31 protein-coding genes and 1 pseudogene are annotated in these 22,338 nt (G+C 37.9%); 12 read left to right on the top strand and 20 right to left on the bottom strand.

What is annotated here, in order from left to right; all coding sequences use genetic code 11:
- Positions 1–13 precede the first annotated feature (13 nt).
- Genes MMB69_RS11740 through MMB69_RS11720 form a run of 5 tightly spaced genes read right to left on the bottom strand, consistent with a single transcriptional unit; the run spans position 14 to position 5,336 of the window.
- On the bottom strand, positions 14–514 hold the full coding sequence (locus MMB69_RS11740; protein WP_115654072.1) for a (2Fe-2S)-binding protein: 501 nt from the start codon (positions 512–514) through the stop codon (positions 14–16).
- Between the two features lies 1 nt (position 515).
- A complete protein-coding gene (locus tag MMB69_RS11735; RefSeq protein ID WP_277447765.1) occupies positions 516–1,349 on the bottom strand; it encodes an FAD binding domain-containing protein in 834 nt (277 codons plus the stop codon).
- The gene (locus MMB69_RS11730; protein WP_277447764.1) at positions 1,336–3,666 is read right to left on the bottom strand and encodes a xanthine dehydrogenase family protein molybdopterin-binding subunit; all 2,331 of its coding nucleotides are present in this window, start codon (positions 3,664–3,666) and stop codon (positions 1,336–1,338) included. The genes MMB69_RS11735 and MMB69_RS11730 overlap by 14 nt, the downstream gene beginning before the upstream one ends.
- An 18-nt stretch (positions 3,667–3,684) precedes the next feature.
- Entirely contained in the window at positions 3,685–4,329 is a 645-nt protein-coding gene (locus MMB69_RS11725) for an NTP transferase domain-containing protein (protein ID WP_277447763.1), read from the bottom strand.
- Between the two features lie 2 nt (positions 4,330–4,331).
- On the bottom strand, positions 4,332–5,336 hold the full coding sequence (locus MMB69_RS11720) for an XdhC family protein (protein WP_264407588.1): 1,005 nt from the start codon (positions 5,334–5,336) through the stop codon (positions 4,332–4,334).
- 184 nt (positions 5,337–5,520) lie between these two features.
- On the opposite strand from MMB69_RS11720, the gene MMB69_RS11715 reads away from it, so the two are divergent.
- Both MMB69_RS11715 and MMB69_RS11710 read left to right on the top strand, forming a co-directional pair.
- Complete coding sequence (locus MMB69_RS11715; protein WP_014459874.1) at positions 5,521–5,751, top strand: hypothetical protein; 231 nt, start codon at positions 5,521–5,523, stop codon at positions 5,749–5,751.
- Between the two features lie 12 nt (positions 5,752–5,763).
- A complete protein-coding gene (locus tag MMB69_RS11710) occupies positions 5,764–5,997 on the top strand; it encodes a hypothetical protein (RefSeq protein WP_014459873.1) in 234 nt (77 codons plus the stop codon).
- 125 nt (positions 5,998–6,122) lie between these two features.
- Here MMB69_RS11710 and MMB69_RS11705 read toward each other — a convergent pair whose 3' ends face one another.
- A complete protein-coding gene (locus MMB69_RS11705) occupies positions 6,123–6,362 on the bottom strand; it encodes a hypothetical protein (protein WP_013057271.1) in 240 nt (79 codons plus the stop codon).
- Positions 6,363–6,432: 70 nt separating this feature from the next.
- On the opposite strand from MMB69_RS11705, the gene MMB69_RS11700 reads away from it, so the two are divergent.
- From MMB69_RS11700 to MMB69_RS11680, 5 genes are all read left to right on the top strand, one after another.
- A complete protein-coding gene (locus MMB69_RS11700) occupies positions 6,433–6,906 on the top strand; it encodes an Hsp20/alpha crystallin family protein (RefSeq protein WP_013057272.1) in 474 nt (157 codons plus the stop codon).
- Between the two features lie 147 nt (positions 6,907–7,053).
- Entirely contained in the window at positions 7,054–7,959 is a 906-nt protein-coding gene (locus MMB69_RS11695) for a dynamitin family protein (protein ID WP_221785041.1), read from the top strand.
- Positions 7,960–8,051: 92 nt separating this feature from the next.
- A complete protein-coding gene (locus MMB69_RS11690) occupies positions 8,052–8,183 on the top strand; it encodes a hypothetical protein (protein WP_013057274.1) in 132 nt (43 codons plus the stop codon).
- A gap of 74 nt (positions 8,184–8,257) precedes the next feature.
- On the top strand, positions 8,258–8,812 hold the full coding sequence (locus MMB69_RS11685; protein ID WP_221785040.1) for a PadR family transcriptional regulator: 555 nt from the start codon (positions 8,258–8,260) through the stop codon (positions 8,810–8,812).
- Positions 8,809–9,282, top strand: coding sequence for a DUF4188 domain-containing protein (locus MMB69_RS11680; RefSeq protein ID WP_277447762.1), 474 nt, complete (start codon positions 8,809–8,811; stop codon positions 9,280–9,282). The genes MMB69_RS11685 and MMB69_RS11680 overlap by 4 nt, the downstream gene beginning before the upstream one ends.
- A gap of 25 nt (positions 9,283–9,307) precedes the next feature.
- On the opposite strand, the gene MMB69_RS11675 is transcribed toward MMB69_RS11680, so the two are convergent.
- The 3 genes from MMB69_RS11675 to MMB69_RS11665 all read right to left on the bottom strand — a co-directional run bounded on the left by MMB69_RS11675 (position 9,308) and on the right by MMB69_RS11665 (position 10,812).
- A complete protein-coding gene (locus MMB69_RS11675; RefSeq protein ID WP_013057277.1) occupies positions 9,308–10,003 on the bottom strand; it encodes a class I SAM-dependent methyltransferase in 696 nt (231 codons plus the stop codon).
- A 67-nt stretch (positions 10,004–10,070) separates the two neighbouring features.
- The gene (locus MMB69_RS11670; RefSeq protein ID WP_041816570.1) at positions 10,071–10,412 is read right to left on the bottom strand and encodes a DUF3147 family protein; all 342 of its coding nucleotides are present in this window, start codon (positions 10,410–10,412) and stop codon (positions 10,071–10,073) included.
- Positions 10,405–10,812 carry a MarR family winged helix-turn-helix transcriptional regulator gene (locus MMB69_RS11665; RefSeq protein ID WP_016764337.1) on the bottom strand — a complete coding sequence of 136 codons (408 nt, stop codon included), beginning with the start codon at positions 10,810–10,812 and terminating at the stop codon, positions 10,405–10,407. Before MMB69_RS11665 ends, MMB69_RS11670 begins: the two co-directional genes overlap by 8 nt.
- A 172-nt stretch (positions 10,813–10,984) precedes the next feature.
- Between MMB69_RS11665 and pssA the strand changes: the two genes are divergently transcribed.
- Positions 10,985–11,476, top strand: a complete 492-nt coding sequence (gene pssA, locus MMB69_RS11660) for a CDP-diacylglycerol--serine O-phosphatidyltransferase (protein WP_170959531.1) — start codon at positions 10,985–10,987, stop codon at positions 11,474–11,476.
- Between the two features lie 32 nt (positions 11,477–11,508).
- Here the strand turns inward: pssA and MMB69_RS11655 are convergent, their stop codons facing one another.
- Positions 11,509–11,736: a hypothetical protein gene (locus MMB69_RS11655; protein WP_277447760.1), complete on the bottom strand. Its 228-nt coding sequence runs from the start codon at positions 11,734–11,736 to the stop codon at positions 11,509–11,511.
- A 223-nt stretch (positions 11,737–11,959) separates the two neighbouring features.
- Between MMB69_RS11655 and MMB69_RS11650 the strand changes: the two genes are divergently transcribed.
- The 3 genes and pseudogenes from MMB69_RS11650 (at position 11,960) to MMB69_RS11640 (ending at position 14,351) form a co-directional block, all read left to right on the top strand.
- Positions 11,960–12,718: a TrmB family transcriptional regulator gene (locus MMB69_RS11650; RefSeq protein WP_264407593.1), complete on the top strand. Its 759-nt coding sequence runs from the start codon at positions 11,960–11,962 to the stop codon at positions 12,716–12,718.
- Positions 12,719–12,822: 104 nt separating this feature from the next.
- Positions 12,823–13,992 carry an MFS transporter gene (locus MMB69_RS11645; protein WP_057245050.1) on the top strand — a complete coding sequence of 390 codons (1,170 nt, stop codon included), beginning with the start codon at positions 12,823–12,825 and terminating at the stop codon, positions 13,990–13,992.
- A gap of 123 nt (positions 13,993–14,115) precedes the next feature.
- A pseudogene (locus tag MMB69_RS11640) lies at positions 14,116–14,351 on the top strand (hypothetical protein).
- On the opposite strand, the gene MMB69_RS11635 reads toward MMB69_RS11640, so the two are convergent.
- From MMB69_RS11635 to MMB69_RS11610, 6 genes are all read right to left on the bottom strand, one after another.
- Complete coding sequence (locus MMB69_RS11635) at positions 14,338–14,796, bottom strand: 2-thiouracil desulfurase family protein (protein WP_221785035.1); 459 nt, start codon at positions 14,794–14,796, stop codon at positions 14,338–14,340. The pseudogene MMB69_RS11640 and the gene MMB69_RS11635 overlap by 14 nt on opposite strands.
- 83 nt (positions 14,797–14,879) lie before the next feature.
- Positions 14,880–15,332, bottom strand: coding sequence for an Asp23/Gls24 family envelope stress response protein (locus tag MMB69_RS11630; RefSeq protein ID WP_277447759.1), 453 nt, complete (start codon positions 15,330–15,332; stop codon positions 14,880–14,882).
- 27 nt (positions 15,333–15,359) lie between these two features.
- Positions 15,360–15,569, bottom strand: a complete 210-nt coding sequence (locus MMB69_RS11625; RefSeq protein WP_029322072.1) for a DUF2273 domain-containing protein — start codon at positions 15,567–15,569, stop codon at positions 15,360–15,362.
- A 15-nt stretch (positions 15,570–15,584) separates the two neighbouring features.
- Positions 15,585–16,127: an alkaline shock response membrane anchor protein AmaP gene (gene amaP, locus MMB69_RS11620; protein WP_098524982.1), complete on the bottom strand. Its 543-nt coding sequence runs from the start codon at positions 16,125–16,127 to the stop codon at positions 15,585–15,587.
- A 147-nt stretch (positions 16,128–16,274) separates the two neighbouring features.
- Positions 16,275–17,105, bottom strand: a complete 831-nt coding sequence (locus MMB69_RS11615; protein WP_221813276.1) for a YihY/virulence factor BrkB family protein — start codon at positions 17,103–17,105, stop codon at positions 16,275–16,277.
- Positions 17,106–17,387: 282 nt separating this feature from the next.
- Complete coding sequence (locus MMB69_RS11610) at positions 17,388–17,750, bottom strand: YidH family protein (RefSeq protein WP_071274061.1); 363 nt, start codon at positions 17,748–17,750, stop codon at positions 17,388–17,390.
- Between the two features lie 334 nt (positions 17,751–18,084).
- Between MMB69_RS11610 and MMB69_RS11605 the strand changes: the two genes are divergently transcribed.
- Positions 18,085–19,284, top strand: coding sequence for a multidrug efflux MFS transporter (locus MMB69_RS11605; RefSeq protein WP_221785129.1), 1,200 nt, complete (start codon positions 18,085–18,087; stop codon positions 19,282–19,284).
- A gap of 33 nt (positions 19,285–19,317) precedes the next feature.
- Here the strand turns inward: MMB69_RS11605 and MMB69_RS11600 are convergent, their stop codons facing one another.
- From MMB69_RS11600 to MMB69_RS11585, 4 genes are all read right to left on the bottom strand, one after another.
- Positions 19,318–19,617, bottom strand: coding sequence for a TIGR04104 family putative zinc finger protein (locus MMB69_RS11600; RefSeq protein ID WP_028413131.1), 300 nt, complete (start codon positions 19,615–19,617; stop codon positions 19,318–19,320).
- Positions 19,618–19,769: 152 nt separating this feature from the next.
- Positions 19,770–20,942: an MFS transporter gene (locus MMB69_RS11595; RefSeq protein WP_014459848.1), complete on the bottom strand. Its 1,173-nt coding sequence runs from the start codon at positions 20,940–20,942 to the stop codon at positions 19,770–19,772.
- Positions 20,912–21,352: a MerR family transcriptional regulator gene (locus MMB69_RS11590; RefSeq protein WP_221785033.1), complete on the bottom strand. Its 441-nt coding sequence runs from the start codon at positions 21,350–21,352 to the stop codon at positions 20,912–20,914. Before MMB69_RS11590 ends, MMB69_RS11595 begins: the two co-directional genes overlap by 31 nt.
- Before the next feature lie 155 nt (positions 21,353–21,507).
- Positions 21,508–22,212, bottom strand: coding sequence for a hypothetical protein (locus tag MMB69_RS11585; RefSeq protein ID WP_277447758.1), 705 nt, complete (start codon positions 22,210–22,212; stop codon positions 21,508–21,510).
- Positions 22,213–22,338 lie beyond the last annotated feature (126 nt).

The raw sequence follows: 22,338 nt of genomic DNA, 5'->3' as shown, positions 1-22,338 counted from the left end.
TGTAAGTGTTATTCTAATTCTGCTTTTTCTTTTCTCGCTCGCGCTCCGAAAAGTGTAAAACAGATTTTACTGCGTCTTCAATTTCTTTATATCCTGTACATCTGCATATATTGGAAGCTAACCACTCCTTTATAATATCGTCACTTCCTGAAGGATGGCGTTTGGAAAGCAAATGAGCATTCATAATAAAACCTGATGTACAATAACCGCACTGAAAAGCAAAGTGTTCAATAAAAGCTTTTTGCATAGGTGAACTCTTCAGCCCTTCTATAGTCATTATTTCTTTCTCTTCTGCTTCTGCCGCTAACATGAGGCAGGATTTCATTGGCCGCTGATTTATACCTACTGTACAAGCTCCGCAGTCTCCATTTAAACAGCCTGGTTTTGCTCCGGTAAGGCCCAGCTTTTCTCTTAATACGTAAAGCAACGTATCTGCTGTTCGGATATCAACCATTTTTTCTTCCTCATTGACCTTTAGCTTAACTGTTATTCTATACCGTTCATCTCTTAGCACATTACGCTCCTCCCAGCTCTTTGAAAATATCAAACAATAAATTTTTAATCACAAATTTGCGATATCGATCCGATCCTTCTCCATCATTTAAAATTGGAGCTGGTATATAATCAAGAGCAGTTTGAAGTCGAGCTTCTAATGGCTTTTCTCTATGGTTTAGCACTTCTTCTATTTCAGCTGATCGAAAAGGAAACGAACATACTCCGCTGAAAGCGACTCGAATGCTTTCTTCTGTTTTTAAAGCTGCTATTGTCACTAATGGATATCCTGTGTCCCACTGCTGGCGCTCTTTTATACTCATATACGGCAGGGCAGCATACTTCGTTTCAACAAACACCTGAACAAGAAGTTCTCCGTTTTTTAGCTGCAAACGCCGGTTAAAAAGGTCGTGAATCGAATAGATATTTGTTCCAGCAGGACCTGCCACTGCAAGTTGACTATCCGCTAAAAGCAGCGGCAATACGGCTTCTCGATAAAAAATATGTCCACAAATATTTCCTCCTAGCGTTATTTTATTTCGAGCCGTGTGATCAGCCACTTCGCTAGCAGACTTACTTAATAAAGGAAACAAATTTTTATCTTCCAGTTCAGTTAACGTTACTCCTGCACCAAAAATCATCCAATCTTCATTAGCTTCGGTTTGTTGAAATTCAGGTATATTTTTTATATCAATAACAGCATGGGTAACAAACAAACCCAATCTTCCTAATGTCAGAATTTCGGTACCGCCAGCATAATACCGCGGCTGTTTGCCTTGATTCTCTAACTCTTGAAACAAGGCAACTGCTTCTGAAACAGTTGCAGGTTTGTGATATTCAAAGTCAAATGAAATCATCAGCATTCCCTTCTTTCATTCTCCAAATCAATTCTGGAATAAGCGGAAGTTGGTTTAATTCTGTTTCTGCCGCCACCGTTAAGCTGTTTCCTAAAGAAGCCGGCATACCAAGCAGCCCGTGTTCTCCGACTCCTCTAGCTCCGTACGCCGCATCTAATTGAGGCGTATGAACAAAATCTACTACGTACTCCGGATGCTCTCCGTAGCGAAGAGGACGATATTTCCGAAGCTGAGGATTTAAAATACGGCCATTTGAATCAAACCAAAATGTTTCTCTGCCTGCAAATGATAGTCCCATACTCATCGCACCCATGACTTGCCCGCGTGCCATTTTCTCGTTTAGCACGGTTCCTATATCAATAACAGAGACAGCTTTTACAATACGATATCTATACGTTCTAGGATTATATTCCACTTCAACTCCTTCAGCTGCTACCGTCCATTCAGGCCCCGGACGCCCAGCTCCCGTTTCTTTATCCAAGTAGGTCATCCCTCTTAAAATATAGTTGCCTCTCCCTATAATTTGCCCTCCAATTGCATTTCCGTTCGGATATTTATAGCCATATACAATTTCTTTAAAGGCCAAGGATGTTTCAGGCTCATCCCGTAAAAAAACTTTTTCATTTTTTATTTCGATATCTTCCTCAGAAGCTCGAAATATACAAGAAGCTATCTTTTTTAATTGATTAATCACATCTTCAGCGGCTTCTAAAACCGCTCTTCCTGCCATAAAAGTGCCTCTGCTAGCCACAGTTTTCCAATGTTCAGGAGTCGTTTGAGTATCTACTTCCATTCGCACATGAATACGTTCCACGCGCATCTGCAATTTTTCAGCCAGTATTTGCGCGAGCACGGTTTTTGTTCCCGTGCCTAATTCAATAACGCCAGACATTAAATTCACGCTTCCATCCGGATTGAATGTTAGAATAACACCTGAACCTGCGTTTGTTTCAATTGTAGAGGTTTTCCAGACGCAGCTAATCCCCTTAGCAGTAATAAGGCCGCTTTCATGCACCGTTCTCTGTCCTTCCTCCCATTTGATCAGCTGCTTCAAGCGACGAATACATTCTGGTAAGTTACCGACACTGCTAGACGTTAAACGTACTTGCGTAGGCGTAGTATCGCCCGGCAAAATAGCATTTTTTTCTCTAAACTCCAAAGGATCTATACCTGCTTTTTTAGCAAGGATGTCCATCGTGCGCTCAAACGCAAATAATAGCTCAGAGTGGCTGAATCCTCGAAAAGGAGAAGCGTAAGGGTGATTTGTATATACGCATAATGAATCACAAAAAATATGTTCAAGACGATAAGGTCCCGTACAGTCAGCTGCTGCAGCTTTACTCAAGTCCGTTCCTTTATCTGCATAAGCACCGCTGTCAAACAAATAAAGAATGTCAGCAGCCTGCAAGAGTCCCTCTTTAGAACAACCTAGCTTGATTTTAGCATCTAGACCTACGTGAGCAGGCGAAGTAAGCATATCTTCTTCTCTTGTGTTCAATATTTTAACCAGCCTTCCACCCACAGCTTTTGAAGCTAGATAAGCAAGCAGCTCCAGCTGGACAGCTGCTTTTCCTCCGTAGCCTCCTCCTACTAGCGGTGTTTCAACGATCACTTTTCCCGCTTCAATTTCAAAGTACTCACTGATTAATTTTTTCACCATAAAAGGAGCTTGAGAAGAAGTGATAATTTTAACTAATCCATTCGGAAGAATTTCAGCAGCGGCACTTCTTGTTTCCATTGCCACGTGATCTGAAGGAGATAGAGAAAACGTTTCTTCAACTATTAGCTCACTTTTTTTCCAGCCTTCTTCCATATTCCCTTTTCGTATTTTGACTCTGTTTGCTACGTTGGTGCCGGGCTCTGGATACACCGTTTCATCATGCTTGTAGATGTGCATATGTTCATGCACTAAAGGAGAATCATGCTCAATAGCGGCGCTAGGAGAATGAACGACAGGTAACTGCTCATATTGAATATGAACAGCACTCGCCGCACGCTCAGCGAGTGCAGGAGTCTCTGCTACTATAAGGACTATGGCTTCTCCGTGATACCGCACTTTTTCAAACGCAAGCGGTCGCCGGTCACGAACTCCTTCTCCGGTTAACGGCAAATGCTCACCCGTCACAACTGCATGAACACCGGGAGTAGCGATCGCTGCTTGAATGTCTATTGCTTGAATTCTTGCATGAGCGTAAGGACTGACTACTATTTTGGCGTGAAGGGAACCTTTAAAACTGTAATCATTCGTGTACCGAGCTGTTCCCGTCACTTTTTCTAACGCATCTTTTCGAATCACGCTTTTCCCAATAACATCCACTCTTTTCACCTCCGTCAATCAAACCCGTCTACATTTCTCTTTATATATCTTTTTAATGCGTTCATACGCTTGTTTTGTATCAACATCCATAAAAAGAGAAGCGTCGGTACATTCATAAAACATTCCATTTCCAGGTCCGTTTTGTCTTATGATTTTTCTTGCTCCTTGATCTCCCTGCAGCTTATCCAAGCTTGAAAACATTTGTTTTGAAAATAAAACCGGTGCCCTGACAATTCCTTGATAAAAAGAAGAAATAAACGGAGCGGAAAAATGGTTCTCAAACAGAGAAACAAATGTATCTATCAGCACGATACTTATAAGAGGCTGATCTGCCAGCAGCACAATAATAGCATCAGCGCTTAATTCTTTTGCTTTTTTTAATCCGCATTTTAAAGACGCAGACTGACCTTTTAAGGCGCTACTACAAGAAGTATGACTCCACTTCTGCTGATATGCTTCTGAAAAAAGAATAGGGTCAATCCACTCAAGAGAATCTCCTTTCTTTGTTACTACTATCGTATGATTTACTTTTGAACAAACCGCTGTTCGTAAAGCTTTACTCCCTAAACATCCATTCCCTAAAGGCAGCAGCAGCTTATTGCTGCCCATCCTTTTACTAGCTCCCGCGGCAAGATAAACAGCAACAATATTTAACCCGGACATTTTCACCCCTTTTTTTCATCATACATTCGGAGGTTTTGAATTAATTCAGCAAGAATACTAACGGCAATTTCCTGGGGTCCTACCGCTCCTATAGAAAGTCCTACCGGGGAATGAATGCGTGAAGAAATATCAGTATTCAATAATCGAAGCGTTCGCTTTTTAGACCCTAAAACTCCTATATACTTCACAGGGCTTGATTTTAATAGCGAGAGAATTTCTTGATCGCGATAAAAATTATGCGTCATAATCACAACAAAATCATCGCTTTGTATGGATAATTGTTTGTCTACTTCTTCCGGGAATCCAATATGTATTTCCTCTGCTAGCGGAAAATGTTCCTTATTACATAAAGCTGGTCTCCAGTCGCATAAAGTAACAAAAAACCCCGTATTGGCAGCAAGTGATACTAAATATTTTGCATCGGTACCTGCTCCCCAGATAACTAGACGAGGCTTTGGTTTATATAGATGAGCATATGTGAGCAGAGAGCAATTTGAAAGTTGAATACCGCTCTTTCTCCCATTCCAATCATCTGTTGCAAAAGATGATGCGTCGCTATTTGCACCAAATGTTTGGCCCGTCTTTTCTACATAAAAAGAGGTTGTTTGAATAAAGTCTTTTTCTAATTTTTTAATATGTAAAACAGGATTTCGATTATCTAAATGGCGTTTTACCCGCAAAAGATCTTGCTTCATCTTCGCAGTTACAGGCTCTAGGAGAATATAGAGAATTCCATTGCAGCCTGCTCCTTGTCCCCACCCCGCATCACCTTCTTCTTTTAAATTGTACGTAACGGTTAATACGTGCTCAGTGTCGAACAACTCTTTTACGCGCTCAGCAAGATCTGCTTCTAAACAACCAGCGCTTAACATCCCAATGTTCTCCCCGTTTTCTTGAAACAGCATGGACGTTCCTTCTTTTAAATAAGAGGATCCTTCTACATGAATAATCGTTGCCAACACGCTTTTTACTGTTGATTTTTCTACAGTATGTAAAATGTCGTGCATTTTTATTATTTCCTCCTTTTACTACTGATTTTTTAAAATCTTTTCACGTTTTGTGGAGAACTAAAATACGCTACAGTAGGCTACTTCTACTCTCGGAATGAATCCATGTATTATTCATATTTTCAACGAAGCTACAATAAGCTTTTAAAGACTTAGAAGAACTGTCGTTTGAAAGGAGAATAGTATGTTATTTGACTCAACAAAAATCAACCTAGGAAAATTGAACGTTCACAATGTAGATGAAGCGAGCAGTATTTCTATTGGAAATACGTTAAAAGTTACAAGATATGTAACAGCAAAGAAAAATCAGGCCTTCGGACAACAGCTCGCTGATCAATGTTTTTCAGCAGGATCTGCTCAAAAAACCGCAGATAATGATTATGTGGATGCATTTGCAACAAAAAATGATAAATAAGGAGGAAACCATATGATTTTTTCACCTATGGTCATTAACTTACAAGCTTTCAAAGTGAACGTTATGGACAATTCGTCCGTTTTAAGTATAGGACCTAATCAGCAGCTTGACGTGTTCGTATCTTATAAACGTAATCAAGGACTAGGAGAATCAAACGGAGATTTTTCTCCAAACGTAACTCCGTTCTCCTGGATTATAGATTCAGATGTAAACGATTCAAACTCAGTTAAAAACAGCGTAATTTAAGCTTCTACACCGCCTCTAACGAGCATGACTAGCAGCATACCTTCATCTATTCGTCTATCAGTATTCAACCTGAAGCCTAATAAATATAACCTGCGTCTGAACTGGCTATATTTATTAGGCTCTTTCTATGAAATGGGCACTTTTTGAAAAGACGATGGGCTATCAATTTGATCTCGATCATCAACACAGCTTCTCGTTCCTATAAACCCGCTATCATCACCGAAATTTTGCCCAAATCCCTGTGTTTTTTTATCTGAATTATTCCAGTCTGCTAGTAAATTCTGTCCGATATTTACTGCAGACGCATTTTCAAAGGAATTTATCTTTAGCATTAAAATATTAATATTTATAGATGCACCTGCCATTTAAACCACCCCCCTTTCAAACTATATTCAAATTCCATCTTTTTATGATGTGTGGTAAGGAGGAAACCATATGGACTTTGATAAACTTATGCAGTGGATGGAATTTGCTAAAAAATATCAAACAAATGACTTTTGGAACGGTGTTTTTGATCAAACTGCTTTCAACGAATTTATGAAAGAAAATATGGATATGAATGCTCCTGATTCATATCAGGCACCTCAGGCTTCTAAAAGTAATTTTCCACCTGTTGACATTTACGTTACCCCACATGAAATCATTATTATCGCTGACTTGCCCGGCTATCTAAAAGAAAATTTGCAGGTGTCTGTTTCAGGCAGCCGGCTTTTGTTAAAAGGCTCACCGCACCCTCTCATCACAGGACAGCCGGTTGTACAAGAACGACCTTCTGGAGACTTTAACCGAATTATTGAATTGCCAGAACCTACGGATGCGCATCATCTGCGTGCGAAATTTGAAAATGGACTGCTTATTCTTTCTTATCACAGGCAGTTTTTCCAAGAAGAACGTATTCACATTGAATAAGGCTTAGTAGTTTTATGAATGAAATTCAATAGTTCACATAAGCATTTATAGACGCAAAGAATTTAACGTGAATTTCCAAACTGGACCAATATATATTTATCTAACTGTTATTACATCGGAAATAAGCCCAAGATGAGGAGAAGCGAAATGTCTATGAAAGGATTTTTCAACCCCAAACAGACTAACCGACAGCTTCATACTGAGCTAGCGGACTTCAAACATCAAATTAAACGTATTAACACGCTTGAAGTTCACATGAACCGTTTTTTAAAACTCGAACCGCAAATTGGTTCTCTCATAATGCTCAAAAAAAAGCTGGAGGCTCAGCCCTCGCACTCCAATGCTTCTTCACCTTCACAAAGAAGCACTCATAAAAATGCTGAACACGCATACACAAAAGATAAGAAAGAGATTGCTAACCAGCTTCAATTTTTAAAGGAAAAAGTAGCGCAATTGGAACAAGTGATCTCCATGCAACCCCCTCGCGATAAAAAGATAGACGCTGTACCTTATATGGATATAACTCGGTTAGTAGAACAATCTGTAGAAAAACAAATGGCTCCTTATCTCGAAAAAATGACCGAACTAGATGAAAGAGTTTCAGCATTAGAACGCAGCATGTCGCTTTTAACTGAAGTACAGGTGGACATGTTAAAACGAACGTCTGCCCTTCAAGAAGAAGTAAAAGCGATTCACCAAAGAGCCGCACTCTTAGAAAATGCTCCCCCGCCTATTCATATTGATAAATTTTTTCTTGATAAATACGAACAGAACAATAATATTGGCCAAGTTGGCATTAAAGAACTCGGCGGTACTTTAAACATCGGAGCTACATACGGAAGCGGAGCTATACCAAAGGATTTCACGGACCAAATCCAAAAAGACATGGAAGAGTTAAAAAACGCTAAATCAGATATTTCTTCTGGAAAAACGAAGCCTGCACAACCTGCACAAGAGGAAAAAGAAAATTCTTCTTCCGCTTTCGAAAAAGAAGAAACATATACGGAAGTTCCTATTTTTGATGAAGATGATCCAAAGGAAGAGTCAATCTAAAAAAGTCATAAAATTATATCTAGTTATGACTAGAATTTTTGCAAGCTATTCTTTACACTATAGGTAATAACTTCAAAAAAGGAGATATGCTGATGCCAAAGCTTTTATGGAGAATAGGTGCTGTCATGTTGCTAATGTGTGGAGGCTTTATCTTTTTATTTATTGCTGCTTCGCAAATGATGGTTCAGCAATACAAACCTTTTTTTAGACGCGAGAGTGCATAACTCTCGCGTTTTTTTATTGAATATTATCCTGTTTATGGTAATATATATCAAAAAGATATAGGTGAGGAAAATAAATGAAGGAAAATCAAACAACATATGCAATTTTAGGGCTGCTTACCACGGAATGCAGAACTGGTTATGAAATTAAGCAGTTAATGGATCGAAGTTTAAATCATTTTTGGAAAATCAGTTATAGCCAAATTTACCCCACTTTACAAAAGCTTGTGAATGATGAACTAGCAACGGTCAATTCCGTTGCTCAAACTGGTAAACCAGATAAAAAAGAGTATGTAATAACAACTAAAGGAAAAGAAGTTCTGCAAGATTGGCTGCGTGAACCTATTAAGCAGCTCCCTTCAGAAAGAAATGAAATTTTGTTAAAACTCTTTTTTAGTAGTCAGCAAGAAAAGCAGCTCACAATTTCCCAGTTAAAAAACGCTCAGCAGAAACTAACTGAACGTTATCACATGTATTGCGGAATCGAAGACAGCATTTCTAACAGCCCTTCTCCCGACAGAACGTATTGGCTTATTACCCTAGACTACGGTAAACGAACAACGTGTGCTTCGATAGAATGGTGCAAAGATACGATTAATAAATTATATGATGAGGAGGCGCATAATTTATGATTCATTCCAATCGCGTGATGGCTAAGCCCGGTCAGGAGTTGGTCGTCTTTGTTATAGGAATGCGTATTAATAAATGGACAGCCGTACACAAATGGTTCCCTGTATTTAAAGCAATGCCTCCTATGATTCGCGAATTGTATGCAAACAAAAACCTTGGATTTTTATCTTTGCAAGGAACTTTTAATTTAAGAACCATCACGCTGATTCAATATTGGAAGTCAGTTGATCAATTGACCTCCTATGCCAAAGGTCCTCAGCACTTAAAAGCTTGGAATTCTTTTTATAAAAAGGCTTCAAAAACGAATGCAGTGGGCATTTATCATGAAACGTATGTGATTTCTGCAGGAAATTATGAATCAGTATATGTGAATATGCCTTCGTTCGGTTTAGCTAAAGCGCTTGGATCTGAAACCATAACGAAGCATACTCAAACTGCCAAAAAACGTTTGAATGTTAAAAAGCCGCTTTAACTAAAAGCGGCTTTCGTTATATTTGTTATACATATATCTTCAGCATTTGATTGGCACCTTTTTGAAATTCATACGGGACGTCTGCTATTTCTGTTCCTTTTACTAGAGGCGCAATCTCTTCTAACAGCTGCCGCAAATAGGTAGAAATCTTGCCGCTTAAATTCGTTAAAGGAAACAAACGTACTTCCTCTTTTGTAACGCGTATCAGTTCTTTTAAAGCTTCTAAATGAAACGTATAATCTAACCGGTCGCTGTACATAAATAAAAAGTTTGCACAAAGAGTTAAATCAAACTCGTTCTTTTGAAACGGCAAATTAGGGAGTGCTCCGTACTGATAGGCTTCGGGGTTCTTTTTCATATGAGCAATACAATCTTTTAATGCTCTTTTTCGATGTTCAGTTAAATCATCAATAGACGAAAAATACTTCCACACATACTGTTCCTGTACGTGCTGCATTTGATTCATCGTATGAATTAAATCCAGGCTTCCTTTCTTTTCAAGCTCTTCTGCCGTAAATTTATAGGCAATATCACAGCTAGTAGCCTCCGTACCTTGCTGCAAGGCATGAGCAGTAAAAGAACAGGCCCCGCTAGCACAATCTAACACTTTTTTTCCTTTTAAATACTTTTCATTCAAATTAAACATAGCTCTATACTCTTCAAACGTTCTGCCGATAAAAACAACTCGGTCAATTCCTAACTTTTTCTCTGCTAAACTCAACTCTACTCAGCTCCTATCTTTTACTTAGACTTTCATTTTACAGAAAATTGGATTAAATTCCAATAGTTTATGTATTAATTAGTTTAACCACTATCTTTTGAAGGCCTAAAAACAGGCCCCAACACATAACTCCTATCGATAAACTCATAAACAAATGAAGAGAGTTTTTTAAGCAAATATAGACGACAGCAAGTAGTAAAATAGTGCCTGGCAGTCCATAAAGAACGCCTAGTGTAAACTGACTGACCACTTCCTTTTTTTCTCCTTGCACTGATAACCATATAATACTTAGTAAGCTCACAATTGGAAGGGCAGCCACAATTCCACCGTATGTCGGAACTCTTTTGGCCATTTCTGTTACCCCTGCAATAATAAGAGCTGACATTAAAATTTTGATGATACTATACATGTTTTGCACGCTCACTCAATAACTGAAAAGCCTGTTGAATCAGCTGTTTTTCAGATGCTGTCATTTCGCGTAAAATAGCTGATACTTTTTCTTCATCCAAGCTTGAATTCCGTTTTAATAGGTCTTTTCCTGCTTCTGTTAAATGCAGAATTACTTTTCTTTCATCATGTATATCTCTATTTTTATATACATACCCTTTATCAATACTTCTCTTTACGTGTTCAGATGCCGTATTATGTGAAACGTGTAAATAATCCGCAATTTCTTTTATTCCAACCGAAGATGATTTATCTATATGCTGTAAAAGACGTATTGTCTGGTGTGTAATTTTCTCTTGATGCGTATAGTGCAAATGATAATAAATAGACGTCCAATAACTGTTTAACTCTTCTACTTTCATGATCCTGCTCCTTTATATCGTATTTTAAGTTATTATCGTATTATACGATATATATATTACAGGAACGACAGCCAGGTTTCAATACTACCTTCTTTTTATCTGACATCTCACATAATAATACGATTTAACAGTTACACTAATCGTACACACTGTGAAAGGCGGTTGTATGACATTGATTCTTCGACTGTTAAAATGGGTTCCGAATCTCTTTACGATTGGAAATTTGCTAAGCGGCGTATTTTCCATAGCTTTTAATATGAATAGCTACGAACGCTTAGCTGCTCTTTTTATTTTTCTAGCCGCTTTTTTCGATTTATTTGACGGCAAAATTGCGAGAAAGCTGAAAGTTAACAGTGAGTTTGGTGTAGAGCTAGATTCTTTGGCTGATATTATAAGCTTTGGCGTAGCGCCTGCAATGCTATTTCATACTCTTTCTCCCCACTCTTGGCTAACCGTACTCGCTTTTATGATTTATCCAAGCATGGGCGCATTAAGATTAGCTAAATTTAGTGCAAATCCAACCATAGGTTATTTTATAGGGCTTCCTATTCCTTTTCCAGCTCTAATTATCGCACTGCTTGGCATGTTTTATTACGTAAACCCTTACCTTATGATTATTTTAGCTATTTTGATGGTTAGCCCTATTCGAGTGATGAAAATTTAGATGCAATAAAAGACAGACAAAATGCCTGTCTTTTATAGTGCTGCCCATTCTTCGCACAGCATTTTATGCTTGAATTTCAGCTCATGTTCTCTTTTTTCAAGCTGAGCTTGTAAAGAAAGCCACTCGCTATTATCAGGTGCTGCGCATAATTTTTCTTCAAGGGACAGTAAGGAATCCAGTACGTCTTCAAGCTGAACAGCCACTTCTCTTTGCTGTTTTATGTTCATTTTTTTCAACAGTAGTTTTTCATTTTTCTTCATTTTTTTCACCTCTTTCTTTTCTTTACCCAATGTTGAGTGTTTTAGTATAGAAAGTATATGGTTAAAAATATTTCTGCTGTAATAAAGATTCTTTAATAGCTTATTTTATTTTTAATGATTATTTAGAACATAGTTTAGCGAGATTATTACATCTGATACAATTAGTAATACTTTTACAAACCGTGATATACTTAAAAAAAGAAAGGATGATGAATAGAGAATTATGCTGCAAAAATTTGGTTTTTCTCAGTATGAAAGTCAAGTATATGAAGCGCTGCTTGCGAATGATGGCCCGCTGGATGCTAGTACGATTGTTACGTATTCGCATGTTCCAAAAGCAAAAATTTATGAAGTGCTTAATCGTTTAATTGATAAAGGTATTGTAGTAAATACATTGTCCGGGAAAAAGAAACTTTACTCAGCGGTAGCCCTTCAAACCGTCATTCAAAAACTTACTGCTGATTTTGAAAATGACATTAGCGAATTAAAAACATATAAAATTAAAAAAACGTTTACAGATGATCATGTTTGGAGTTTAAAAGATAAATCCTCTATTTCTGCTCACATTGAACAATTGATTCATGAAGCGGAATCTTCTATTATTTTATCCGCGTGGAATGATGAGTTAGCACATTACCGCTCATTGCTAGAAGAAAAAGAGAAACAAGGCGTAAACGTCGAGGTCTTAACCATAGGAAACTTGCAGACTGCCCTCAAACATTTACATACATTAAATCCAATAGATGATCATAAAAACCTTGAGCCGTCGCAGTTGATTATTGTTGACGATGCTTACCTTTTATTTGCCGGAATTGAACATGAGACATGGAAAGCAATAAAAACCATGTCGCAGCCGCTTGTAAAAGTTTTTGCTGATTTCTTTTATCATGACGTCGCACTTACCCATATCACAAAGAAATACCAAGAGCAGCTTCTTCAAGATTCTGAGATCATGGAGCTGCTTACTCGCCTGCGATATTAAAAAGGTTACTAATTCATTAGTAACCTTTTTAATATTACCTATTGAAATCCCTTCTAAAAAAGGTTACTATTCTAGTTGTAACTTTTTAAAGAGGGGGTTTTTTGATGAATAAAAAAGTTTACATACTTGCGATTGCTTCCTTTGTTGTTGGAACGGTCGAATTAATTCTAGGAGGCATCTTAGACTTAATTGCCGATGCATTTCATGTATCATTAGCAAAAGCAGGTTATTTAATCTCTATTTATTCGTTTGTTTATGCCTTGTCTGCGCCGATTTTACTAAATGTGACGGCTAAGATAGAGCGTAAAAAAGTTTATATGTGGACATTATTTATTTTCTTATTGAGCAATGTATTTTCAGCCTACAGTTCGGGCTATTATATGCTACTGATTGGACGTATTCTTGCTGCTGCGAGCGGTTCTTTTATCATTGTACTATCTACCACAATGGCTTCTAGAATGGTAAAGCCTGAATACCAAGGCAGAGCGATTGGCATCGTATTTATGGGAATCAGCGGCTCACTTGTTTTAGGCATTCCTCTTGGTATTTTGATTGGAAATGCGCTTGGCTGGCGTCAAGTATTTGTTATGATTGCAATTTTGACTGCCATTATTATGATTACCGTTTGGTTTACAATGGAGCGTCTAGCTCCTGCTCCAATTGTACCGTTAAAAACTCAGGTAAAAGCTTTACGCAATAAAAAAATGCTCGCTATTCACCTAGCAACATTATTTGTACTGGCGGGCCATTTAACGCTTTATGCGTACTTCACACCATTTTTACAAGAAACGCTAGGATTAAATACAACGATGGTGACCATTATTTATGGTATTTTCGGTCTTGCTGCCGTAGCAGGAGGAGGACTTGGAGGAGCTGTTTCTGATAAATGGAACCCTTCTTCATCTGTTATCACCATGATTGCTCTCTTTTTTGTTAGCATGATTGCTATGCCTTTTGGCGTTCATTTGCCATTTGTTGTGTTCTTGCTTCTTATGATCATTTGGAGTGCGCTCAGCTGGGCGGTCTCACCGGCTCAAAGCAATTTAATTATTCATAGTGCACGCGACACCTCGGACATTTTAATCAGCACCAATGCAGCGATTTCACACGTAGGAATTGCGATCGGCTCCTATGTTGGAGGAATTGTCGTTAATCAATACTCTGTTATTTATAACGGCTGGGTCGGGTCTATTTTTGTTTTGCTTGGTCTTTTCTGCTCTCTTTATGCGGTAACACGAACAGAAAGCACAGCAGATACGCTTCACAGTAAATAAGCTTTTACAAAAAGAGATTGGATAAAAATAATTTCATAAAAGTGAAACACGAACTATCTGTCAAAAATGGATAAATAGTTCGTGTTTTTTTATAATCATGGTGAACGCAGGTACTTATAGCTGTTGGTTGGAGGGCAAGGTGAAGACTCCTGCGGGAACAGCGGAACAGATGAGACCCCGCAGGAGCGAAGCGACGAGGAGGCTCATCGGCCGCCCGCGGAAAGCGAAGCCTTGCACGGAAATCAACGGCGGTCGAGCAAGCAGTCCAGATCATGCATCCAAATTGTTTGTCTTTGGGTTGGATTCATTTCGTTCTGTCCCATCCTCTTTTCATTGTGATTGTTCTTAATACATTTTAGCTGCAAATTGAGATTCGGATATAACGATAAAACCATGTTTTCTTAACAACGCAGTTGTTACCCCTTCACCGGCTATTTTAACATTTGAAAATGCTCCGTTATATATATGTTCACTTCCACATGAAGGGCTGTTTTCTTTTAGTACAATAACAGTAGCTTTTATTTCTTTTGCGATGCTCAGTGCCTTATACGCCCCGTCTATGTATATGTCTGTGACGTCTTTTCCCGATCGTTCAATAACTCGCGCATTTCCGTTTATTACGTCTATTCCCGTTCCTTTTATAATTTCTGCCGGTTCTCTAGGCGTGTGAAATCCACCTAACAGTTCCGGACACATCATCACCGCTTCTTTATTTTCAACGAGCGCTTCAATTTCCTTAACTAAGGCACTGCTTCCATTATATCTGCACCCTTGACCTGCTAAGCAGGAACTAACCAAAATCACAGAATTCTCCCTCCCCCAAAAAAACACTTCTCATTCATCATACAAAGAATACATGATGAATGGAAGTGTTTACCTTTTATATTTTATTCAAGATCACGCTTTGACTCCTGCTCTTTGTCTCGATCCGTTTTCGCTTCAAATTCAGAGCGAGTCATTACGTCCTCTACATGCATATTTACTTCTACTACTTCTAATCCCGTCATCTCGTGAACTGATTTTTTTACGTTATTAACAGTTTCAGAGAAAATGGCTGGAACATTTTTTCCGTATTCGACAATTACTTTTAAATCAAGGGCAACTTGCTTTTCTCCTACTTCAGCGTTAATCCCTTTTGTGATATCTTCAGTGCTGCGGAAACGATCTGTTAACCCGCTCATAAATCCGCCGCTCATTGATAAAATCCCTTTAATTTCATTAGCTGCAATTCCAGCAATTTTTTTAATAACTTGGTCTTCAAATGTTAATGTATTTTGATGTGTATTTTGATGTGTATTTTCCTGAGATTTTACTGCTGTATTTGTTTCATTAACTGCCATAACTAACATCTCCCTTAAAGTGATTTTCTATCTTCCTTTAGTAAAGAATCCTACCCAAGCATTTATGTCTAAATGACCGTCTCGCCACTTCCCAATTACATAACCAATTCCCATAAAAGCTACAATTAGCAGCGTGGGACCAAAACCAATTGTTAATAGCAAAATTGCCAACACTAAACCTGCCAGAATACCAAGTACTCGGCCACGGTACGGAATCAATTTATCTGGAGTACCCATTATGTCCCTCCTTCATCACACAACACGCTCTTTCTTTCGTGTTTGTGTATCTGTTAAGTCAATACGAACGGAGTGAACGGGAAGCTCGAGTAAGGCCTCCACGGCGCGTTTTGTTTCAAGCTGCATTTCTTTTCCTAGCGTTGGTAATCCATCTCGTCCAAACAACGAACAGTTGATATACAGACTAACTTTTTCTTTGCGAGAATGAATAGATGCCTGGACTTCAGGAGAGCGTATTCCCTGAAAGCTTCTAATTGCTCGTAAAGCTGTAGATTCGATCGTTGCTTTAGAAATTGTTATTTTGCCTTCACCAGTTACAATTGCTAAATTCTTTTTAGGCGGTCTGCTAAATATGCCTGTTAAAAGAAAAATAATAAAAATAACTGCTAAAAATGCGCTTATTGATAAAATTGTGTAGTAAAACCACTCCTGATGCTGCCACTTTTCTAACCAGTTTGAAAGGTGAGGAACCCTATAAACCATCAGTGCTAACATACCGGAACAAATCAGTCCTGCAATTCCAATAATTGCGATTAAAAACCGATTAAAATTATTCAATTTTCCACCTCATCTCAACGTGAACTCCTACTGCTTTTTTGTTGTGTATAAAGGGAAGGCAACGAGATATTCAATAGTTACCCGCAATATTTTTTTGATAAACTTTCTAACTGTAAAACTGAATATAAAAAAAACGACTAGGTTTCCCTAGTCATTTTCCGCGTCTCTATACGTTGTCTTGTGAGCTTTGATGAACTTATTACCGTTTATTAAACCGCCAATTAATAAAATAGCGGCCGTTAAATAAAACCAGACCATTAAAATAATAATACTTCCAAGCTGACCATAGATTTGCGAGTAGCTTCCAAACTGGACATAGTATCCAAATCCGGTAGATACAACTTGCCATCCTAGCGTGGAGAAAACAGCTCCTGGAAGTACATCTTTCCACGTTACTCTTGCGCTTGGCATCAGTTTGTAAAAAAGAATAAAAAAGCCCCATAAAAATAATGTCCCAATTCCCCATCTAATTGTCGTCCAGCTTTGAAACCATATGTCAGGAACATGGACTTTTGTTAGGACCAAATGTCGAATGACCTCTTCAATAATTGGTACAAATAATGAAATGGCTACCACAACCATAAAACCAAAAGTTAAAATTAAATCATTGATTAAACCGCGCAAAAACGTTTGTTTTCTTTGAATATGATACGCATCATTTAACGAGCGAACCAAAGATTGTATAGCCATAGATGCGAGCCAAAAAGTCGCCAATAAACTAAAAGATAAAACTTTTTTCCCGCTATTGTTAACTGTTTCAATTGACCTTTCAATTACGTCGTAGGCGCTTTTAGGCGTAAATGGTTCAATAAATATCAGCAAATTGTTTGTATCAATTGGAAAGAAACTCAGCAGAGAAAAAAGAAAGATAATAAACGGTACAAAAGATAACAAAAAATAGTAGGCTGTTTGAGCAGCCTGATCAAAGAAACGCTCCGTAAAAAAACGAGCGGCAACGGTCTTAGATGTTTGAATCATAACAGCGTTCTCCTTTACTTTCGCTTCACTCTGTAGTGAAATTCATATTCAATTTTTATGTTCAACATGTATTGGATAAGTTTCGGCTTATAAAGCGTTCCTTTTCCATTATCCGCGGTTAACAAAGAATTTAACCTGTAAAATTATACAGCCGGTTCATAAAGAAGATATTATTATAATTACATCTGCCATTACCACCATATCAATAGATCTTCTTTTTCTTTCATAAAACCATAAATTCTTTGGGACTGCCTTCCCTTTTTCCTTACATCTTAAACTTTTTTACGCTATGTTAAAAAAATAAAAAATAAGAGCGCCGATCAGCATCAGCATAATCATTGAAACAAAAATAACCAAAGCGTGAGATGATTGATACGTTTGGCTGTTAATTTTTTTGCGCGTTGAAAAATAATGATAGGTTGAGAAAAGAAGCAAACCTGCACTTGCAGCTAAAGAAAAGATGATAACAGCAATAATAAGAGTATCGGCTGCTTCACTTAATTTTTTTCCGGAATTGAAATGCAGGCCGCCTGCAACAAAGCCAATGCCGAGTGTGGCAATAGACGTTCGAATCCATGCTAAATACGTTCGTTCATTTGCTAAATGCTGCTGAATATAAATGGATTCATTTTCTTTTTTAGTCATGCACATACCACCGTCCTTTTATATGTCTTCTATTATAAATAAATGCTCAAACGAAAATAAATTGAGGACGCTTCACGCCACATTATACCCGAAAAGAACGAATCATTACCATCTTCAAGCGGCTAGAAAACCCTAACGTAAAACTTTACCCCTTTCTATCTTCATTTCACGTCAATAGTTCACTAAGTGAATCATTTTATTTTTAAATATTTCTGATATATGGTATAATTTAAACTGATAAAAAGATGCTGCATGTATGCTAAAAGAGCAGGCCGTATGGTTTCGCTCTTTTGTTGTTTTCACGCCATGCGGCACAACGAAAGAAGGAAATAGAATGGAATTATGGAAACGAAACTTGTACATTTGCTGGTTCGGTTCTTTTTGCACCACAGCCGGGATGAGTTTAGTTATTCCGTTTTTACCGCTTTATATTGAAAAGCTGGGAGTTCACGATACAGGCTCCATCAGCAGATGGGCTGGTATTGCGTTTGGAGCTACCTTTTTAATGGCGGCTATTGTTTCTCCTTTATGGGGGAGTTTGGCCGATAAATATGGGCGCAAGCTGATGCTCCTTCGCGCAAGCTTGGGTATGGCAATTGTTATGACTTCTATTGGTTTTGTGCAAAATGTCTATCAGCTTGTCGGACTGCGCTTTTTAATGGGGGCCGTTTCCGGCTTCATCTCTGCAGCCATTACGTTAGTAGCGACTCAAACACCTAAAGAGCACAGCGGTAAAGCATTAGGGACGTTGTCTACAGGAGCTGTATCAGGATCTTTATTAGGACCCCTAGTAGGCGGCTACTTAGGAGATACAATTGGATTGCGTCACGTCTTTTTCGTAACAGGCGCATTTATGTTTTTGTCTTTTTTAATTGTAAATTTAATTCAAGAAGACAAAAAAGAGACGGCGAAAACGAGGAAAGAATCTCACATTGGGTTACTTTCTCTTAAGAATTCAAAGGCCGTGATTGGTGTATTTATTACAACTTTTTTACTGCAGCTTGCGGTTATGGCTATTCAGCCAATTGTTACACTGTATGTAAAACAACTGTCTACTCATACCGATCACCTTGCTCTTATTTCAGGCTTTGTCGTAGCGGCAACAGGAATTTCAAATATTTTAGCTGCATCCAGACTTGGCAAAGTCAGCGATCGCGTGGGTCCTCAAAATGTGCTTCAAATATGCTTGCTTATTGTAGCGGTTATTTGCGGCTTGCAGGCCTTTGTGCATAGTACTTGGCAGCTATTCTTACTGCGTTTTTTACTCGGTTTTGCAATGGGAGGATTATTACCTTCTATTAATTCTTATTTAAAGAAAATTGTGCCGGACTCGATTACAGGTAAAATGTTTGGCTATAATCAAACAGCGCAATACTTTGGGAATTTAGCCGGTCCAGTCATTGGCGGACAAATTGCCGGAGCTAAAGGAATTCCTTACGTATTCTTAACAACGAGTGTTCTTCTACTGTTGAATGCTGGGTGGGTATATTATCAGCGCCATCACGGACAACAGCTAGACGGTAAAGCCGCATAAAAAAACCTTCCGTTTTAACGGAAGGTTTTTTTATTACCACAAGGGTTCTTCTTCGCTGCTTACTTCATAAGAAAGTGGCATCATAATAACCGCTGCTATGAAGAAAATAAGCTCCGCGACAACAATGGATGGAAAGGAAAAGTCAAATAGTGAGAGAATAAGCCAAATAATAAGGGGTGCAAATGAGTAGATTGATAATCGCTTTTGGGATTTTGCAGAGATATACTGTTGTTTGTCACAGTGTGGGCATTCTAAAACGTTTCTAAATGTTAACAGTTGTTTAAAGGTTGTCCTCCAGTTCCATTTATGATTACAATTTTGACAGGTGGCCATGGGCATCACGCTCCTAAAAAGATTTATGTACATATAAAGTATACGTACAAGTTGGTATAGAGTTTCATTTTTATGATTAAAAACGTTTTTACTATTATAACATAAAACAAAATAAAAGGCTTTTTACAAGAAAAAGCCTTTTATTTCAACGTTTATTTAGATACAGCTTCATTCGTTTGAGAAGTTGTTTTTACTTTTATAACCATAATAACAAAAGCTAACAATCCAAGAATCGCTGCTACGAGAAAAGGAGCTTGAGGCGCTACGGCATTGCCAATAACTCCTGATAGTAAAGGAGCAAACGCTGCGCCTAACCATCTTAAGAAATTATATCCTCCAGATGTAATTCCTCGTTCATAAGGAGATACTTCCATTACATGACTCGTAAATAATGCATTATTAAGTCCTGATACAAGACCTGCTGCCATAATTAAAACAATGCGCAACCATGTTGCATCAAAGGCAAATAAACAAATTAAAATAAGTGAAAAAACAATTAAGCTAACATGTAACACTTGTTTTGGCTGATATCTTTTTTCTAACTGATGTGCTAAAACCGCTGAGCCATAAGCTAAACATAATCCCCATCCAAAGAAAACAAAGCCAATTTGAAGAGCTCCGATCGATAGAATAAGCGGCGTATAAGCTAACACTGTAAAAAATCCGTAGTAATAAAGCATGCCTGATACAGCGCCTTGAGTAAAAGGTTTTAATTTATAAAGTTTTACCATGTCTTTAAAACCCGCTGCTTTACGAGGCTTAGTGCTTGTAGGCTGTTTAACAATCGTTAATACTAAAATAAAGGCGATAAAAATTAAAGCACTTGTACCAAAAAACGGCAATCTCCAAGAAGCATTTCCTAACACGCCTCCTACAAGCGGTCCTCCGGCCATTCCCAAACCAATTGCAGCTTCATATAATCCTACTGCTTTTTTCACTTCACCTGATAATGCAATAAGCAGCGTCATAGCTGTTGCAAAGAAAAACGAATTACCAAGTCCCCATCCCGCTCGGAAAATAGAAAGCTGAGGAATATTGTTAGAAAATCCGCATAGCGCTGCAAAAATCGTCACAATGATAAGGCCTGTTACCATCAAGCGCTTGTCTCCTACACGTGATGCTAAGATGCCTGCTGGAATCATCATGATAGCCATCATTAATAAATATGAAGTAAATAACATTTCAACTTGCCAATGAGAAGCTCCAATTTGCTTAGCAATCTCCGGTAAAATCGGATCTACTACCCCGATTCCCATAAATGCTAAAAAAGTAGCTACTACCGTAATAATTTGACCTAATCGGTTATTTGAATGCTGTCCTTCCACTCTTTCATCTCTCCTTTTGTTTTTTCATGTATTTCCATAGCAGATTCTCGCATTTCTTTTAATTCTGTTTTAAATGCCTGCATTTTAACCACTTTAAATTCAATCATCTTGATTTGATTTTCCAGTAAATTTTCTATTTGCGTTATCTCTTTCGCTGATAACCCTTGCTGCTCACTTCTTTCTTCAATCATTCTTTTGAGCGACATAAACTGCTGTAGCTCCTGTAAAGAAAAACCGAGAACTTCCTTTGCTTCTGCTACTTTTTTTAGTTCTTTTACCTCTTCTTCGGAATAAATCCGTGCATTTCCTTTTGTGCGCTGCGGGGGTAAAATGAGTCCAATCTCTTCATAATACCGAAGAGCACGCTTGGTCAAACCGGTCATTTTCGTCACGTCATCGATTAAATACATATGTTTCACCTCACCTTTCATTAACATTAACGTTAACGTCAATTACTTATATACTCATTATAGATTAACGTTAACGTTAATGTCAACAATGTTAAGGTATTTTATGTAAATCTTAAAAATATGTGCACGAAAAAACCTATTGAAAAATCAATAGGTTACATCAATATGTCATATAGCTGCTGTGCTGTTTCTCCTGTTACTTTACCGTACACTCCTCTTTTTTTAGAAGTAAGTTCCGCACTATCGGAGGTGAATCGTACATTGTATACAGCGCCCTCATAAGTAAGCTGTACATCTGGGTCAAGAGCGACGCTGTAATCAGCTTTTTTCCACTGAATTTGTTTCATAATTGATTTCACAGTTAAAGCATCTTCTGAACTTAATGTTTTATCTCCTGCTTTTATAGGCTTGCCCTCCCTGTTTTTATTAAATTTTAGTTCCGAATGAGAAAATGAAAATTCAAGTTGGTTTTTATCATGCGCTATGAAATCTTGGGGTAGTTCTACATAGCGGACAATTTCTCCTTCGTGTACAAACACAAGCATTTGATCAGCAGAAACTATTTTTTTCATCACCTCTTCACTAATCGGTGCGTTTACAAGTCTTTCTACGTCGGCTTTCTTACTTTTGTTTGTGAATAAATATCCTTTTTCCCATTTAAAATCACTTAACTTCGATACATCCACTGAGCTTACACCTTTTTTTGCAAATGATTCCTGAATATTCTCCCCCATTTCTTTGTCGTTGGTAACTTGGGCATTAGAACTGCACCCTACTAAACAACAGAAAATAATGCCTATTGCTATAAGAGCCTTCACTTTTGTCTTCCTCCTCTCTACCATTCTTTTAGAAAATTCCAACTTTGTACCATTTTAACATATAATTCCTATTTTTCGTGAAAACAAACAAAGAATGCGCTTACATAATTTCACGCATATAATTTTTATTTATTTATAAGTTTTTTCTGAATATTTTAAGAAAATTTT

The sequence above is a fragment of the Priestia sp. P5 genome, assembly GCF_029522155.1.
Classification (GTDB): domain Bacteria; phylum Bacillota; class Bacilli; order Bacillales; family Bacillaceae_H; genus Priestia; species Priestia megaterium_E.
Note: the sequence above shows the minus strand (reverse complement) of the source record. Positions and strands in the feature narration are given on the sequence as shown.